We start from the raw sequence: 14808 nt of genomic DNA on the forward strand, positions 1-14808 counted from the left end.
TCAACCTCCGCCCCAAGCTGGCTGGCAGGGCGTCAACGAACTCCTGTCCGTTCCCCTCTCGGGGAGGCGGTACCATTCCCATCACGACTATTGTGCCAGCCGCAGCGGCGCCAGGCGTCCGGCGATTTCCTTGAAATCGTCGACGAGGTCGCTGGGCGTATTCGGGAAGAAGGCGTATTCTGGACCCGAAGCACATTCCTCCAGCATCGCCTTCAGGCCGGACGCCACGGCGAGGCCCACCACATAGACGCGGATACCGAGATCTCTAGCCGTCTTGCACGCGGCCAATGTCTTGGTGTCCATCGCATCGGACATCTTGTCAAAACTATCAGTTTCTTCAGGTGGTGCCAGCCGGTTGTTCCAGCGGTAGCCCCAGGAGAAGTAAGCGCCGCCATTCATGTCGTTGCCCCAGGCCGGATAGTTTTCGCCATCGGTCATGACGATCAGCGCCTTGGCCACGGAATCGCTGCGCGGCAGTGCCTCGGTCAGCGGCTCGGTGTCCGTCAACATGTGCACGCCCCAGATCGTGCCCTGCTGGATATTGGTATTGCCGCTGGCCACCATCTGGTTGATGCGCGTTGTCAGCGTGTTGGGCACATTGGTCAGCGGCAGCATGGCCGTGCCAGGGCAATTGAAATTGGTCCTGGAGTCGGAAATATTGCTGCCATTGTACTTGCACAGCCGCTCCTGCAATTCCCGCGGCGTCAGCAGGCTATAGGTCGTGGTGGTTGTGTAGGTGCTGCCCGACTTCGAAAGGGAGGCATTGCCGATCTGCGTCAGCGAAGCCGGCAGGCACGAGCTGGCGCCGAGATTGGTGGTTACACTGCCAATGCGCTGGCTGTAGGTATTGGTAGTCGCGCCCGAGCAACTGACGTTACCCCACCGATCGGTACTGCAATTGCGCTGCACCTGCGTCTGTGTGCAGGTCTTGACCTGGCAGGTGCCGCCGTAGTCCGACAGATAATTGTTGGTCAGGTTGCCATAGGGGTCGGGCGAAAACAGCGGCAGGAACAGCTTTTCCGGCGTGTCCGGCACATCGTCGGTCGTGTCGTAGGGCTCCTCGCGCGCCTCGACGCAGCCTTTCCATTCGGAATTGGTCGCCGTGAACAGCGCCGCCCGGTTTACCGGCCCGTTGAAAGGGGTGTTCTGGTTGTCGTCATCGTCGAAATTCAGGTTCGCCGATGGCGAGATACCCGCCCAATCAAGCCAGCTCTCATTCTTGAATTGCGTACCGATATTGACCATCAGTGCAAAGGGCACGAGACCGATCTTGACGTTTTCCTTGACCGTGGCGCCGCCCAGCGGGTCGCAGGTCGTGTCGTTCACCGCATCATAGAGCAGGATATTGGTGGCGCAGCGCGCAGCTGTCTTGAGATTGCTAATGCGCGACCCAGCCATCGACCCCGAATTGTCCAGCACCATGGCCACTTCCAGGTCGAGCATCATCCGCTGCGCTTCCGAGCGGATACCGGCATTGAGCTGCTGCACCCCGACCAGCGACACGAACATGGTCGGCATGCTCACCTGGGCCTCGAGGATCAGCGAGCCCGCGGCGACATTGGCCACGGGCGTGCTGAATGTCACCCCGACCCCGAACGCATTGCCCAGCCGGTCCTCCAGCAGGGCTGCGGCCTTGTCACTGATATCGGCGATATTGATCGGTTCGTTGAAGATTTGCGGCTGCAGCGCCAGCGCTGCCGCGTCGAGCGCGATCTGGGCCCGGCTCTTGGCCTGTTGCAGCGCCACATAATCCACCACCGCGCCACCCAGCGCGATGAGCACGATGGCCATGAGCCCGAAAACCACGGCGAATGCGCCGCGCTCATCCCGTGTGAAGCGGCTGGCCAGTGCGAGGAATCGGTACATGACGCGGAGCACCCATAATTCTCTGCCCCCTTGCGAGGCGGGCTGACTCTGCTGGAAAATCCTTATTAAAGGACCACCACCTTCGTATAAAGTTGGACGCGTTCGTAAAGGTCGATCACATCGGCGTTAGTCAGCCTTATGCAGCCCGACGACACATTCTGCCCGATGGTCCACGGCTCGGTCGTGCCGTGGATGCGATAGAGCGTCGAGCCGATATAGAGCGCCCGCGCACCCAGCGGATTGTTCGGCCCGCCTTCCATGTGGCGCGGCAGGTCCGGCTGGCGTTTCAGCATTTCGGCCGGCGGGGTCCAGCCCGGCCATTCGGCCTTGCGGGTCACCTTGTGCGTACCGCTCCATTCAAAGCCCGATCGCGCCACGCCGATGCCATAGCGCAGTGCCCGTCCGCCCCCGAGCACGAAATAGAGGAAATGGGCCGATGTATCGATGACGATTGTGCCGCTGCGCTCATTGGTCTGGTAGGGCACGACCTGCCGCAGATAGATCGGATTGACCTGGGTATTGGCCTGCAGCGCCAGGGCATGGCGCGGCGCGCTTTGGGTGATGATGACGCCCGGCGGTGGCGCGAAACGCCAGCCCGGCTGCAATCCTGCCCCCTGTGCCGGCAGCAGCGCCGACAGCGAAACCACCAGCGCCAGCAAACCCTTGCCGGCCGTTTTCATCCCGTTCATGGCAATCCCCACATCCCGCGCCGGCCCTCACCGGCTTTGGCTGCAAGACTGCCCGAAAAGCGCCAACACGCGGTGAAGCGGCATGGTTAAGCCACTGATCTCATTGTTGGTTAGCGGAATTCTAAAACCCGGGAGACTGCGCGCTACACATAGACCGAGTCATTGCCCGCCGCCCGGCTCGCCTCGCCCAGCACGCGTCCCAGGGCGGTTCCCAGCTGGTCGGTGGTGAAGGGCTTCACCAGCACTTCGTTGACGCCAAGCTGGCGCGCCCGCATCACATTGTCCCGGCTGGCATAGGCCGTCATCAGGATGACCGGCGTCGTCGCCGCTGCCCCGAATCGCGGATCGCGCAGCACCGTCATCACGCCCGCGCCGCTGACATCGGGCATGTACCAGTCCATCAGGACAAGGTCGAACGGTTCGCTCATCAGGTGGAGCAGGGCGGCCGCTCCGCTATCGGCCTCCACCACCTCGCCCACGCCCAGCTTGGTCAGGCTGGCCGACGAAATCGCCCGCGCATAGGCGTTGTCGTCTGCCACCAACGCTCGCAGCCGTCCCGGAATGATCACAGTCTGTCCCTCGAAAACTGCACCGCTTCAAGCCACGGCGGCTCGTCGTCTCAAAGTCTTGTGTCAAATATCGCCGGTGGCGATTCCAAATAAGTGAGCTTCAGTCTAAGCATTCCCACGTTCTCGATATTCACGGAGCATCGCTGATGTCAATTGAGTCGGTCGCCGATGGCCTGCCGCGCTGCCCCTGGCCCGGCGACGATGCGCTCTATCGTCACTATCACGATCGCGAATGGGGCCGCCCGGTCACCTCGGATACGCGCCTGTTCGAGAAGATTTGCCTCGAAGGTTTCCAGTCGGGCCTGAGCTGGATCACCATCCTGCGCAAGCGTGAGCGCTTCCGCGAAGTCTTCCACGGCTTCGATATTCCCAAAGTCGCCGCCATGGGCGAGACCGATATCGAAACCCTGTTGCAGGATCCCGGCATCATCCGCCACCGCGGCAAGATTGCCGCCACCATCAACAATGCCAAGCGCACGCTGGAGATACAGCGCGAATTCGGCTCGCTGGCGGCCTATGTCTGGCGCTTCGAGACTCGCCCCGAACATCGCCCCGATGACCTGAGCTGGGAAAATCTGCGCCGTCTCGCCCAGACCGAGGCCTCGGTCCGCCTCAGCAAGGATTTGCGCAAGCGCGGCTTCAATTTCGTCGGCCCCACCACCTGCTACGCCTTCATGCAGGCCATGGGCCTGGTCAACGATCACATCGAGGGCTGCTTCTGCCGCGGCGAGGTCGAGGCCGAGCGCAACGCGCTGGAGCGCCCGCGCTAGCCTGTTGCTTCTGCGCAACAATTCGACCCATGTGCGACAAGCCGCCACATCGTCGCTTGCGGATCACGGAATCGCGAGCTAGAAGCCAATCGTCCACCAACGCCAACCTGAGGGAGGCAATACATGACCAACGTATGTGAACTCCGCCAGGGGCCAATTTCGCGACATCATAACCAGGCCTGACGCCCGGTCTTCGTCGCCCTCGGCACATCTCGTGCCCGGACACCCCTGACTTCCCAACCCTGATGCTCTGAACCGGGCCGTTTCGCGTCCCCGATTCCGTCATCTCCCAACCCAACAGAGGCCGGTCTGCGTCTTGGCGCGCCCGGAAACCGTCATGTCGTACAATTCCCTGCCTCAGGGCAGCATCGTTCTGCGCCTTGAATTCTCCATCGCCGATGCCGTGCATCAGCGTGGCCTGCTCGCCGTCATCGCGGCTGCGATCAGCGCCTGGTGGAACCGTCCGCAACTGCCGTCCAACCTGCCCGCTTACTTGCGGGCCGATCTCGGCCTGTCGCCGGAAGCAACACAAGCCCATTGGCTCGAAATCTCAGCCAACAAGGGCATCCCGGAGCCTCTGCGGAGGCCGGGCATGTAACCGCCGGGGGAGGCTGCGAAAGCCGCGGTCTCCCCATCCGGGCCTCATTCGAGGCATCAAAATTTCAGAAGGCCGGTTGGTGTGGTCACCGCCGGATACCTCCATGTCGATCAATGTTCATGAAGATGGCAGCACCTTGCTGCGCCTTGAATTCTACGCCGCCAAGGCGGTTCACCAGCGCGGTCTCGGCGCCGTCCTGCGTGTCGTGTTCGCCGCCTGGTGGAATCGTCCCCGCATCCCGCCCGACCTGTCGCCCCGCCTGCGGGCCGATATGGGCCTGCCGCCGGCCCCCAGGTCGATATTCTGGCCCGAGCCGGAAGACTATTGGCCACTTCCGGTGCCCATGTGGAAGCCGGGACCATGACGTCAGGGAGGCCGGGAAATCCCGGCCTCCCGATCTGCCCCTGCCTGTTGTCTCAATCTCCCCGATCCGCTAGAGCATCGTGCGGAAAAGTGGAAACCGGTTTTCCGCGAAAACGATGCGACAAATAAAGTCCGGCGCGACTTCTCAGGACTGCCAAATGACCGAAAAGACCAGACTGATCACGCCACGCCTGCCGCGCGGCTTCGAGGATCGCACGCCCGGCGAAATCGCCGCGGTGGGCGCCATGATCGACAAGATCAAAGCGGTCTATGAGCGCTATGGCTTCGATCCGGTCGAAACCCCGCTCTTTGAATATACCGAGACCCTGGGGAAATTCCTGCCCGACACCGACCGGCCCAATGCCGGCGTGTTCTCGCTGCAGGACGATGACGAGCAGTGGATGAGCCTGCGCTACGATCTCACCGCCCCGCTCGCCCGCTACTTTGCAGAGAATTTCGAGAGCCTGCCCAAGCCCTACCGCTCCTATCGCCAGGGCTACGTGTTCCGCAACGAAAAGCCCGGCCCCGGCCGCTTCCGCCAGTTCATGCAGTTCGACGCCGACACCGTCGGGGCAGGGGGGCCCGAAGCCGACGCCGAAATGTGCATGATGATGGCCGACGTCATGGATGCGCTGGGGTTGGCGGGGAAGTATGTCGTGCGGGTGAACAACCGCAAGGTGCTCGATGGAGCGATGGAGGCCATCGGGTTGGCAGACGATCCAGACCGCCGACTTGTCGTGATGCGTGCGATAGACAAGCTGGATCGCTTGGGCCCAGATGGCGTGAAGCTCCTTCTGGGCGCCGGTCGAAAAGATGAAAGCGGCGATTTCACAAAAGGTGCCGGCCTCGACTCTAAACAGGCTGAGTTTATTCTCGGCGTCTTGTTCTCCAGCGTAGCGGCCGAAGAGAATGTTAACAGGATCGGAGGCCCTGAAGGCGCGCAGCCTTTGAGGCCTAACGCCAGCTTTCCAATAAACGACTATATCAGCAAGGTGGGTCCAGCATTTCCTGAAGGGTTGGGCGAACTTAGTCGGATGAAAAGTCTCTTCTTTGCCGCCGGCTACAACCCCGACCGCATCAAGATCGACCCCTCCGTCGTCCGCGGCCTTGAATACTACACCGGCCCGGTCTTCGAGATCGAACTGACCTTCAAGGTGCAGAACGAAAAGGGCCAGGACGTGGTGTTCGGCTCGGTCGGCGGCGGCGGCCGCTACGATGGCCTCGTTTCCCGTTTCCGCCGCGAGCCCGTGCCCGCCACCGGCTTTTCCATCGGCGTCTCGCGTCTCGCCAATGCGCTGAAACTCACCGGCAATCTCGGCGCCACCGAACCATCAGGCCCTGTCGTCGTCCTTGTCATGGACAAGGACCAGACGGCCTCCTACCAGGCCATGGTGTCCGAGCTGCGCAATGCCGGCATCCGCGCCGAAATGTTCCTGGGCAACACCAAGAATTTCGGCAAGCAGGTCGCCTATGCCGACAAGCGCAATTCCCCCATCGTCGTGATCGAAGGCAGCCAGGAACGCGATTCTGGCATCCTGCAGATCAAGGATCTCATCGCCGGCAAGCAGGCCGCATCAGCCATTTCGGATAATGCCGAATGGAAAGCCGCCCGGCCCGGCCAGTTCGAGATCAAGCGCGAGGATCTGGTCAGCGCTGTGCAGAAATTGCTGAGCGAGCAATGAGGGTCGCTGGAGAACGCATTGCGTGGGGCACCCCCACCCTCAGTCCCTCCCCACAAGGGGGAGGGAGGCGATGGACCTGCGTTCAGTGGCACAATCTTGCCGTCGCACAGGGCGGGCTTCCCTCCCCCTTGTGGGGAGGGACTGAGGGTGGGGGTATAGCTCCGCACACTCCATTTGCCTTGAGTATCAATCAATGACCGGCGCCGCCCTCCGCCGCGCCAATCTCGAATCCCTGGTCGAAGCCCAGGGCGCCTGCCGCGCCACGCCTCCGCTATTGCTCTCGGCCGATCCCTATTTCGATTTGGCCGGCGAGGAATTCGGTCGTCGCCTGTTGCTGACCACGGACACGACTGGCGCCGAATATTGCCTGCGCCCCGATTTCACCCTGCCCATCGTTGCCTCCTATATCAATGATGGCGTCGGCGAGCCGGCCGCCTTTTCCTATATGGGCCCCATCTTCCGCCAGCGCGAAAACGGCCCGGCCGAATTCGACCAGGCCGGCATCGAACTGCTGGCCCAGCCCGATGGCGATGTGGCGCTCGACCAGGTGCTGACCTTCGCTCGTGCTGCCCTCTCCATTTTCGGCGTCGCCCCCGATATCCGCCTCGGCGGCGTCGGCCTCTTCGAGGCCCTGCTGGTCCAGGCCGACATGCCCGATGCCTGGCGCCCGCGCATCCGCAATCGTTTCGGCCATACCGAAGCGATGAACCGCCTGCTGACCCGCCTCGAAGCCGCCCCCGATGCACCGCGCGACAAGCAGCCCAGCCGCAAGGCTTTGGTCGAAAGCGTCACCGAACAGATGGTCGCCTCAGGCCTGAGCCTGTCGGAAAGCCGCTCCCCCGAGGAAATTGCCACCCGCTACCTCGAACAGCAGGCGCTCGATGCGGCCCAAGTCCCCCGGGCCACGCTGAAACTCCTGCGCGACTATCTCTCCATTTCCGGCCCGGTACTCCAGGCGCTGACCCGGATCGAGGCGCTGGCCGCCCGGCACAGGCTGATGCTCGGTGCACCCATCCGCACGATCAGGCGCCATCTCGATGGCCTGGGCGAAGCTCGCGTCACCTTCGATGCCGGCTTCTCGCCGCGTCTCGATTACTACACCGGCATCGTCTTCGAAATGACTGGTGCCAATGGCGAAGTCCTGGCCTCCGGCGGCCAGTATGACCGCCTGCTCGAACGCCTCGGCGCCACGGCCCCCATCGCCGCCTCCGGCTGCTCTGTCTGGGTCGACCGCCTCGAAGCAGAGGTCGCCCCATGAGTGGCATTACCCTCGCCGTGCCCTCCAAGGGCCGCCTCGAAGAGCTCACCCGCGAGTGGTTCGCCACCAACGGCCTCGTCATCACCCGCCCCGGCGGTGCCCGTTCCTATCTCGGCGCCATCGAGGGGCTGCCCGACGTCACCGTGCGCTTCTTCCCGGCTTCCGAGATTGCCCGCGAACTCATCCGCGGCACTATCGATTTTGGCGTCACCGGGCGTGACCTGATCCACGAGACCAGCGAAACCGGCCCGGCTTCGGTGTCCATCGCCAAGCCCCTCGGTTTCGGCAATGCCGATGTCGTCGTGGCCGTGCCCGATGCCTGGATCGACGTCACCCACATGCACGACCTGGCCGATGTCGCCTCCGATTTCCGCAGCCGCCACGGCCGCTGGCTGCGCATCGCCACCAAATACATCACCATCACCCGCCAGCATTTCGCCAAGGCCGGCATTGCCGAATACCGCACGGTCGAAAGCCTCGGCGCCACCGAGGCGGCACCGGCATCCGGCGTCGCCGATATCGTGGTCGATATCACCAGCACCGGCTCGACCCTGGCCGCCAACGGCCTGCGCGTGCTGGAAGATGGCGTGATGCTGCACAGCGAAGCCTGCCTCATCGTCTCGCGCACTGCCAACTGGCCCGCCAAGCGCAAGGCCAGGCTCGATGCCGTGCTTGCGCGTTTGAATTGTGTGGCGGGGTTCTGACGGAGGAGAGCGATCTTGAGCGGACTGGTTGAATTCCTCCTGATCTTCCTCGCCGTCGCCGCGATCCTCGCCATCGTCTGGAGCACCAACCGCCCCCGGCGCCGCACGAGTTCTGCCGGCGGCGAAGGCGGAGGCGGCACCACGAGCGGCGGCCATTCGCGCGATGGCGACAACGGCGATAGTGGCGACGGCGGCACGGATGGTGGCGGGGGCGACGGTGGCGGTGGTGGCGACTGACCGGGCATTGCCACCCGCACCGATTCACGACACAAATGCCCGCAGGCTCAGGGGGGAGGGCCACACTTGGCCGACGAACTCGAACTCACCATCCTGATGCCGTGCCTCAACGAAGCCGAAACGCTGGCTGCCTGCATCGGCAAGGCGCGCGGCTTCCTTGATCGTACCGGCATTGCCGGCGAGGTCGTCATTGCCGACAATGGCTCGACCGATGGCTCGCAGGATATTGCCAGAAGCCTCGGCGCCCGCATCGTGGCGATCCCCGAGCGCGGCTATGGCGCGGCTCTTGCCGGCGGCATCCAGGCGGCGCGGGGCCGTTTTGTCATCATGGGCGATGCCGATGACAGCTACGATTTCGCCAATCTCGACGCGTTCGTCGCCGAGTTGCGCGATGGCGCCGATCTCGTCATGGGCAATCGCTTTGCCGGCGGCATCGCCCCCGGCGCCATGCCCTGGCACCACCGCTATATCGGCAATCCCGTGCTGAGCGCGGTCGGGCGCCTGTTCTTCCGCACCCCGATCGGCGATTTCCATTGTGGCCTGCGCGGCTTTTCCCGCGCTGCGATCCTGGCGCTCAACCTGCGCACGTCAGGCATGGAATTCGCCTCCGAAATGGTGGTCAAGGCCACCCTGGCCCAGCTCGACCTGCGCGAAGTGCCCACGACCCTTGCCAAGGATGGCCGCTCCCGCCCGCCCCATCTGCGCTCCATCCGCGATGGCTGGCGGCACCTGCGCTTCCTGCTGCTGTTTTCGCCGCGCTGGCTGTTTCTCTATCCCGGCATAGCGCTCCTGGCCGTGGGCCTGGTGGTGGGCGCCGTGCTGCTGCCCGGTCCGGCGCATTTCGGTCGCGTCTCCTTCGACGTCCACACTTTCCTTGTCGCCGCGCTCTGCATCATCGTCGGCCTGCAATCGGTCTCCTTCGCCATTATCGGCCGCCGCTTTGCCTCGCGCTATGGCTTCATCCCGCCCTCCGGCAACTATGGCCGCCTGCTCGAAGCCCTCACGCTCGAGCGCATCCTGCTGGTCGCCATCATCCTGATGCTGGTCGGTATCGGCGCTTTGGTCTGGGGTGTCGGCCAATGGGCTGCCCGCGATTTCGGGCCCCTCAATGCCAGCCGCACCCTGCGCCCGGTCATCCTGGCCATGACGGCACTGGTTTCCGGCTTCCAGCTCATGATGAGCGGCTTCATGTCTTCCATGATCAACATTCCGATCTACGAGCGGCGGCTCGCCGAACCCCCGCAGCCCGACGAAACGGCGCCCTGAACCACACCGGACCCCATGCTCGATCCCCTTACTCTCCTTGCACTTGCCGGCGCCGGCATGCTGGCCGGTTTCGTCGATGCGATAGCCGGCGGCGGCGGCATGATCGGGGTGCCCGCTCTGCTTTCGGCCGGCCTGCCGCCGGTCGCCGCGCTCGCCACCAACAAGATGCAGTCGGTGGTCGGCACCGCCATGGCCGCCGCGACCTATTGGCGCCGCGGTTTCATCTCCCTCAAGGCGCTGCTTCCCGCTCTGATCCTGACCTATGCCGGCAGCCTCGTCGGCGCGCTGGTGGTCAAGCAGATCGACATCACCCTGCTCGACATCGCCGTGCCGGTGGCGCTGATCGGCATCGCGCTTTATTTCCTCTTCGCGCCCAATCTCTCCGATGCCGACAAGGCCGCCCGGCTCCCCTTCGGGCTTTTCGTGCCGGTCATGGGCCTGATCATCGGCTTCTATGACGGCATATTCGGGCCGGGCACCGGCTCGTTCTTCACCATCGGCTTCGTCATGCTGTTCGGCCTGGGCCTCACCCGCGCCTCGGGCAATACCAAGATTCTCAACCTGGTCTCGAACCTGGCGGCGCTGACCATCTTCATTCCGGCCGGAGACGTGGTGTGGCCAGCCGCCATCGCCATGGCCATCGGCCAGATTGTCGGCGGCTATATCGGTGCCCGCACCGGCATCCGCTACGGTGCGAAGGTCATCCGCCCGCTGGTGGTCGTGGTGTCGATCGCCCTGGCCCTGCGGCTGCTGTTCTTCCGCTAGCCCGCTACAGCGCCGAGCCGAATGCCGCTTCGATGGCCCGCTGCGTCGCAGGCCCGAAGCTGCCATCGATCGTGCCGGTATAGAAGCCGTCGCGCTTCAGCATTTCCTGGATCGCCCGGCGATAGTTCGGCGAGGTATCGGCATTGCGGATATCCTTGAACTCATCCCAGGCCACCTGCAGCCCATTGGTCAGCGCCAGGTAGCCCAGCTCCGCCGCCCGCTGCGTATCCTTGCCCACGCCGTCGCCATAGAGATAGCGCAGCGACAGCGACCAATGCCCGTTGGCTTCGCCGGCATCCGAGGCCTTTTGGTACCAGGCCGTCGCCTCCTCGGCGTCCTTGGTCACGCCGTCGCCCGCCAGATACATGTCGCCCAGCGCATACATGGCATAGCCATAGCCATTGCCAGCGGCGAGGCGATACCAGTGCAGGGCCTCGGCATTGCTCTGCGCCACGCCGTCGCCGGAATGGTACATGCTGCCCACATTGCTCTGCCCGGCGGGCAGTCCGGCCTCGGCGGCCTTCAGATACCAGTCGAATGCCTTGCCATAGTCCTGCGCCACGAACTCGCCGCGGTCATACATCAGCGCCACGCGGTTCATCGCATAGCCATCGCCCGCCTCGGCCGCGAGAGAATACATCTCGAAGGCATATTCGTAATCGGGATCCTGCCCGTCCTCCACGAAATAGGCAGCGTCGCCCTCGTCGAGAATCTCTTCGAGATCGTCGGGATCATAGGGGTCGAGCGTGTTGCTCTGGGGCTGAGTAACCTCGGGCGTGCTGCCCTTGGTCTTGGTCTTTTGCGCAAAGGCGTCGCCGGTGGCGGCCAGATTGAAGGCCAGCAAAACAACCGCAGCCAGAACGATACGCGTGGACATCTCCGCCCCCCCTACTCTATTTCCCGGCGAAAATGGAGCTTCGGAGCGTGGCTGTCAAACCCGCAAATAGGGGTGTCGTCAGGTCGGGTCGAGTCCCGCCGCGGCGCGCAGGGCTGCGTTGATCCGCTCCTGCCAGCCCGGGCCGTCATCCTGGAAATGCCCCAGCACGGCGCGGTCCAGCCGCAGCGTCACCATCTCCTTGCCTTCCGGCGGCGTCGCCTTCTTCACCGGCGCTTCCACCGGCTTGCTGGTCGCGGTCTTGAAAGCCGCCTCCGCCTGATCGAAAGCGCTGCCGCGTCGGGGTGTCCGCATCGAATCCTCGCTGATTGTTCCCCCATTGTACTGCGCCGCGGGCCGCCGCGCATAAGAAAAAGGCGCAGTGTTTCCACTGCGCCTTTCCACGAAGTTCGTGACTGGGAAGAAACGAACCTCGAAGCTGTTGGGGCTGGATTAAAAATCCATGCCGCCCATGCCGCCCATGCCGCCGCCGCCCGGCATTGCCGGCGCTGCTTCCTTGGGGGCCTCGACGATCAGGGCCTCGGTGGTGATCAGCAGCGAAGCGACCGAAGCCGCGTCCTGCAGGGCAGTGCGAACCACCTTCACCGGGTCGATGACGCCGAGCTGGACGAGGTCACCATATTCACCGGTGGCAGCGTTGTAGCCGAAGGTCTTCGAAGCGTTTTCGAGGATCTTGCCGACGACGACGGAGCCTTCGGCACCGGCATTGTTGGCGATCGTGCGCACCGGCTCCTGCAGAGCGCGGCGAACGATGGCGATGCCGGCGTCCTGGTCGGCATTGGCGCCCTTGACCGAGAGGGCAGCCGAAGCGCGCAGCAGCGCAACGCCGCCGCCAGCCACGATGCCTTCTTCAACAGCGGCGCGGGTAGCGTTCAGCGCGTCATCGACACGGTCCTTGCGCTCCTTGACTTCGACTTCCGTCGAGCCGCCAACCTTGATCACGGCAACGCCACCGGCCAGCTTGGCCAGGCGTTCCTGCAGCTTCTCGCGGTCATAGTCCGAAGTGGTCTCTTCGATCTGCGCCTTGATCTGGCCAACGCGGCCCTGGATATCATCCTGGGTGCCGGCGCCATCGACGATCGTGGTGTTTTCCTTGGTGATTTCGACGCGCTTGGCGGTGCCCAGCATGTCGATGGTCACGTTCTCGAGCTTGATGCCGAGATCTTCGGAGATCACCTGGCCACCGGTCAGGATGGCGATGTCTTCGAGCATGGCCTTGCGGCGATCGCCGAAGCCCGGAGCCTTGACGGCAGCGACCTTGAGGCCGGCGCGCAGGCGGTTGACGACCAGGGTCGGCAGGGCCTCGCCATCGACGTCTTCGGCAATGATCAGCAGCGGGCGCTGCGACTGCACGACCGACTCCAGCAGCGGCAGCAGCGACTGCAGGTTGCTGAGCTTCTTTTCGTGCAGCAGGATCACCGGGTCTTCAAGGACGGCGGTCATCTTCTCGGCATTGGTGACGAAATAGGGGCTGAGGTAGCCACGGTCGAACTGCATGCCTTCAACGACATCGAGTTCGGTCTCGGCGGTCTTGGCTTCCTCGACGGTGATGACACCCTCGTTGCCGACCTTCTGCATGGCCTCGGCGATCATGTCACCGATGGCGGATTCGCCATTGGCCGAAATGGTGCCGACCTGGGCAACTTCGGACGACGACTTGATCTTGGACGAAGCGGCCTGCAGCGAGGCGACGACTTCTTCGACAGCCAGGTCGATACCGCGCTTCAGGTCCATCGGGTTGAAGCCGGCGGCAACAGCCTTGACGCCTTCGACGACGATCGACTGGCCGAGAACGGTCGCTGTGGTGGTGCCGTCACCGGCAATGTCGTTGGTCTTGGAGGCGACCGAACGCAGCAACTGGGCGCCCAGGTTCTCGAACTTGTCTTCCAGCTCGATTTCCTTGGCGACGGTCACGCCGTCCTTGGTGATGCGCGGGGCGCCGAACGACTTTTCGATGACCACGTTGCGGCCCTTGGGGCCGAGGGTCACCTTCACCGCATTGGCGAGGATGTTGACGCCGCGCAGCATCTTGTCGCGGGCATCGGTCGAGAACTTTACTTCTTTGGCGGCCATGTGAGGCGCTCCTTCAGAATGGGGTTGAAAACGACGAAAAAGAGCGGGGAAGCCTTAGGCTTCGATCACGCCCATGATGTCGGATTCCTTCATGATCAGCAGGTCTTCGCCGTTGAGCTTGACCTCGGTGCCGCTCCACTTGCCGAACAGCACGCGGTCGCCAGCCTTGACGTCGGGAGTGACGATCTTGCCGCTGTCGTCACGCGCGCCGGGGCCTACGGAGACGATCACGCCCTCGGAGGGCTTTTCCTTGGCGGTGTCGGGGATGATGATCCCGCCTTTGGTCTTTTCTTCGCTGTCGAGGCGACGGACGACCACGCGGTCGTGCAGAGGACGGAAGCCCATGTTTTGCTCCTATGGCAGCATGTTCAAATGCAATTTCTGGCACTGTTAGCACTCGCCATTATAGAGTGCTAACAGGGTGACGGGGATATATGGCTGCCCCCCTTGTGAGTCAAGGTCGGGTGAACCGGCTTTCGTCTCGCGCGTTAATCGAGATCGTTCACTTCCCTCATGGCAGGACATCATGACGCGTCAATGTCTGGACAAGGATATCAAGATCAGGCCCGCCAAAGGCCGGGTCCATGTGCTGTTCGACGATGCCGAGATCGGCAGTTCGCTCAATGCGCTCGAACTCGACGAACCCGGTGCACCCCTGCGCATCTATCTGCCACGCGATGACGTGCGCGAGGATGTGCTGGAACGCTCCGAAACCCGCACCACCTGCCCCTACAAGGGCGAGGCGCATTATTACACGCTCAAGACCCTCACCGCCGACGGCCCCGATCAGGTCTGGTACTATCCCGACCCATGCCCACTGGTCGAACCCATCCGCGACCACCTCGCCTTCTGGGGCGACCGCATCGAGTACCGCTATTCGGAGGTGTAAGTGGAAGCGGATAACGAACAGCGTAGTCCGCCCGCCCACAATCGCTTCCCGCGGACTTGATCCGCGGGTCACTCTCCACATGGCACAAGCGGCGTTAGACCCGCGGATCAAGTCCGCGGGAAGGGCCGATGGGTAGATGACCATCGTGCGGAAGCCCGATTTCTCCGAACTTCCCCCTTCCCCC

Annotated in this window: 17 protein-coding genes; 10 read left to right on the forward strand and 7 right to left on the reverse strand. The window is 63.5% G+C overall.

Features of this window, described 5'->3' with window-relative positions; all coding sequences use genetic code 11:
- Positions 1-87: 87 nt before the first annotated feature.
- From FPZ08_RS00340 to FPZ08_RS00350, 3 genes are all read right to left on the reverse strand, one after another.
- The gene (locus FPZ08_RS00340; RefSeq protein WP_146288147.1) at positions 88-1866 is read right to left on the reverse strand and encodes a TadE/TadG family type IV pilus assembly protein; all 1779 of its coding nucleotides are present in this window, start codon (positions 1864-1866) and stop codon (positions 88-90) included.
- A gap of 65 nt (positions 1867-1931) precedes the next feature.
- Positions 1932-2555, reverse strand: a complete 624-nt coding sequence (locus FPZ08_RS00345) for a L,D-transpeptidase (RefSeq protein ID WP_146288148.1) — start codon at positions 2553-2555, stop codon at positions 1932-1934.
- A 143-nt stretch (positions 2556-2698) separates the two neighbouring features.
- The gene (locus FPZ08_RS00350) at positions 2699-3094 is read right to left on the reverse strand and encodes a response regulator (RefSeq protein WP_186767144.1); all 396 of its coding nucleotides are present in this window, start codon (positions 3092-3094) and stop codon (positions 2699-2701) included.
- A gap of 176 nt (positions 3095-3270) precedes the next feature.
- On the opposite strand from FPZ08_RS00350, the gene FPZ08_RS00355 reads away from it, so the two are divergent.
- From FPZ08_RS00355 to FPZ08_RS00395, 9 genes are all read left to right on the forward strand, one after another.
- The gene (locus FPZ08_RS00355; RefSeq protein ID WP_146288150.1) at positions 3271-3894 is read left to right on the forward strand and encodes a DNA-3-methyladenine glycosylase I; all 624 of its coding nucleotides are present in this window, start codon (positions 3271-3273) and stop codon (positions 3892-3894) included.
- Positions 3895-4231: 337 nt separating this feature from the next.
- A complete protein-coding gene (locus FPZ08_RS00360) occupies positions 4232-4492 on the forward strand; it encodes a hypothetical protein (protein ID WP_146288151.1) in 261 nt (86 codons plus the stop codon).
- Between the two features lie 103 nt (positions 4493-4595).
- A complete protein-coding gene (locus FPZ08_RS00365) occupies positions 4596-4856 on the forward strand; it encodes a hypothetical protein (RefSeq protein ID WP_146288152.1) in 261 nt (86 codons plus the stop codon).
- A gap of 157 nt (positions 4857-5013) precedes the next feature.
- Positions 5014-6537, forward strand: a complete 1524-nt coding sequence (hisS, locus tag FPZ08_RS00370; RefSeq protein WP_146288153.1) for a histidine--tRNA ligase — start codon at positions 5014-5016, stop codon at positions 6535-6537.
- A 193-nt stretch (positions 6538-6730) separates the two neighbouring features.
- Positions 6731-7795 (forward strand): ATP phosphoribosyltransferase regulatory subunit, encoded by a 1065-nt coding sequence (locus tag FPZ08_RS00375; RefSeq protein WP_146288154.1) that lies wholly within the window; start codon positions 6731-6733, stop codon positions 7793-7795.
- Positions 7792-8499, forward strand: coding sequence for an ATP phosphoribosyltransferase (hisG, locus tag FPZ08_RS00380; RefSeq protein WP_146288155.1), 708 nt, complete (start codon positions 7792-7794; stop codon positions 8497-8499). Before FPZ08_RS00375 ends, hisG begins: the two co-directional genes overlap by 4 nt.
- Positions 8500-8514: 15 nt before the next feature.
- Entirely contained in the window at positions 8515-8736 is a 222-nt protein-coding gene (locus FPZ08_RS00385; protein WP_146288156.1) for a hypothetical protein, read from the forward strand.
- 66 nt (positions 8737-8802) lie between these two features.
- On the forward strand, positions 8803-10002 hold the full coding sequence (locus FPZ08_RS00390; protein WP_210246839.1) for a glycosyltransferase family 2 protein: 1200 nt from the start codon (positions 8803-8805) through the stop codon (positions 10000-10002).
- Positions 10003-10017: 15 nt separating this feature from the next.
- Entirely contained in the window at positions 10018-10767 is a 750-nt protein-coding gene (locus tag FPZ08_RS00395; protein ID WP_146288157.1) for a TSUP family transporter, read from the forward strand.
- A 4-nt stretch (positions 10768-10771) separates the two neighbouring features.
- Here FPZ08_RS00395 and FPZ08_RS00400 read toward each other — a convergent pair whose 3' ends face one another.
- From FPZ08_RS00400 to FPZ08_RS00415, 4 genes are all read right to left on the reverse strand, one after another.
- Positions 10772-11644: an SEL1-like repeat protein gene (locus FPZ08_RS00400; RefSeq protein ID WP_146288158.1), complete on the reverse strand. Its 873-nt coding sequence runs from the start codon at positions 11642-11644 to the stop codon at positions 10772-10774.
- Positions 11645-11722: 78 nt separating this feature from the next.
- Positions 11723-11956, reverse strand: coding sequence for a BrnA antitoxin family protein (locus FPZ08_RS00405; RefSeq protein WP_146288159.1), 234 nt, complete (start codon positions 11954-11956; stop codon positions 11723-11725).
- A gap of 138 nt (positions 11957-12094) precedes the next feature.
- Entirely contained in the window at positions 12095-13735 is a 1641-nt protein-coding gene (groL, locus tag FPZ08_RS00410) for a chaperonin GroEL (RefSeq protein ID WP_146288160.1), read from the reverse strand.
- Positions 13736-13789: 54 nt separating this feature from the next.
- Complete coding sequence (locus tag FPZ08_RS00415; RefSeq protein ID WP_146288161.1) at positions 13790-14080, reverse strand: co-chaperone GroES; 291 nt, start codon at positions 14078-14080, stop codon at positions 13790-13792.
- A gap of 181 nt (positions 14081-14261) precedes the next feature.
- On the opposite strand from FPZ08_RS00415, the gene FPZ08_RS00420 reads away from it, so the two are divergent.
- A complete protein-coding gene (locus FPZ08_RS00420) occupies positions 14262-14624 on the forward strand; it encodes a DUF427 domain-containing protein (RefSeq protein ID WP_146288162.1) in 363 nt (120 codons plus the stop codon).
- Positions 14625-14808 lie beyond the last annotated feature (184 nt).

This window comes from Devosia ginsengisoli (assembly GCF_007859655.1).
Lineage (GTDB): Bacteria > Pseudomonadota > Alphaproteobacteria > Rhizobiales > Devosiaceae > Devosia > Devosia ginsengisoli.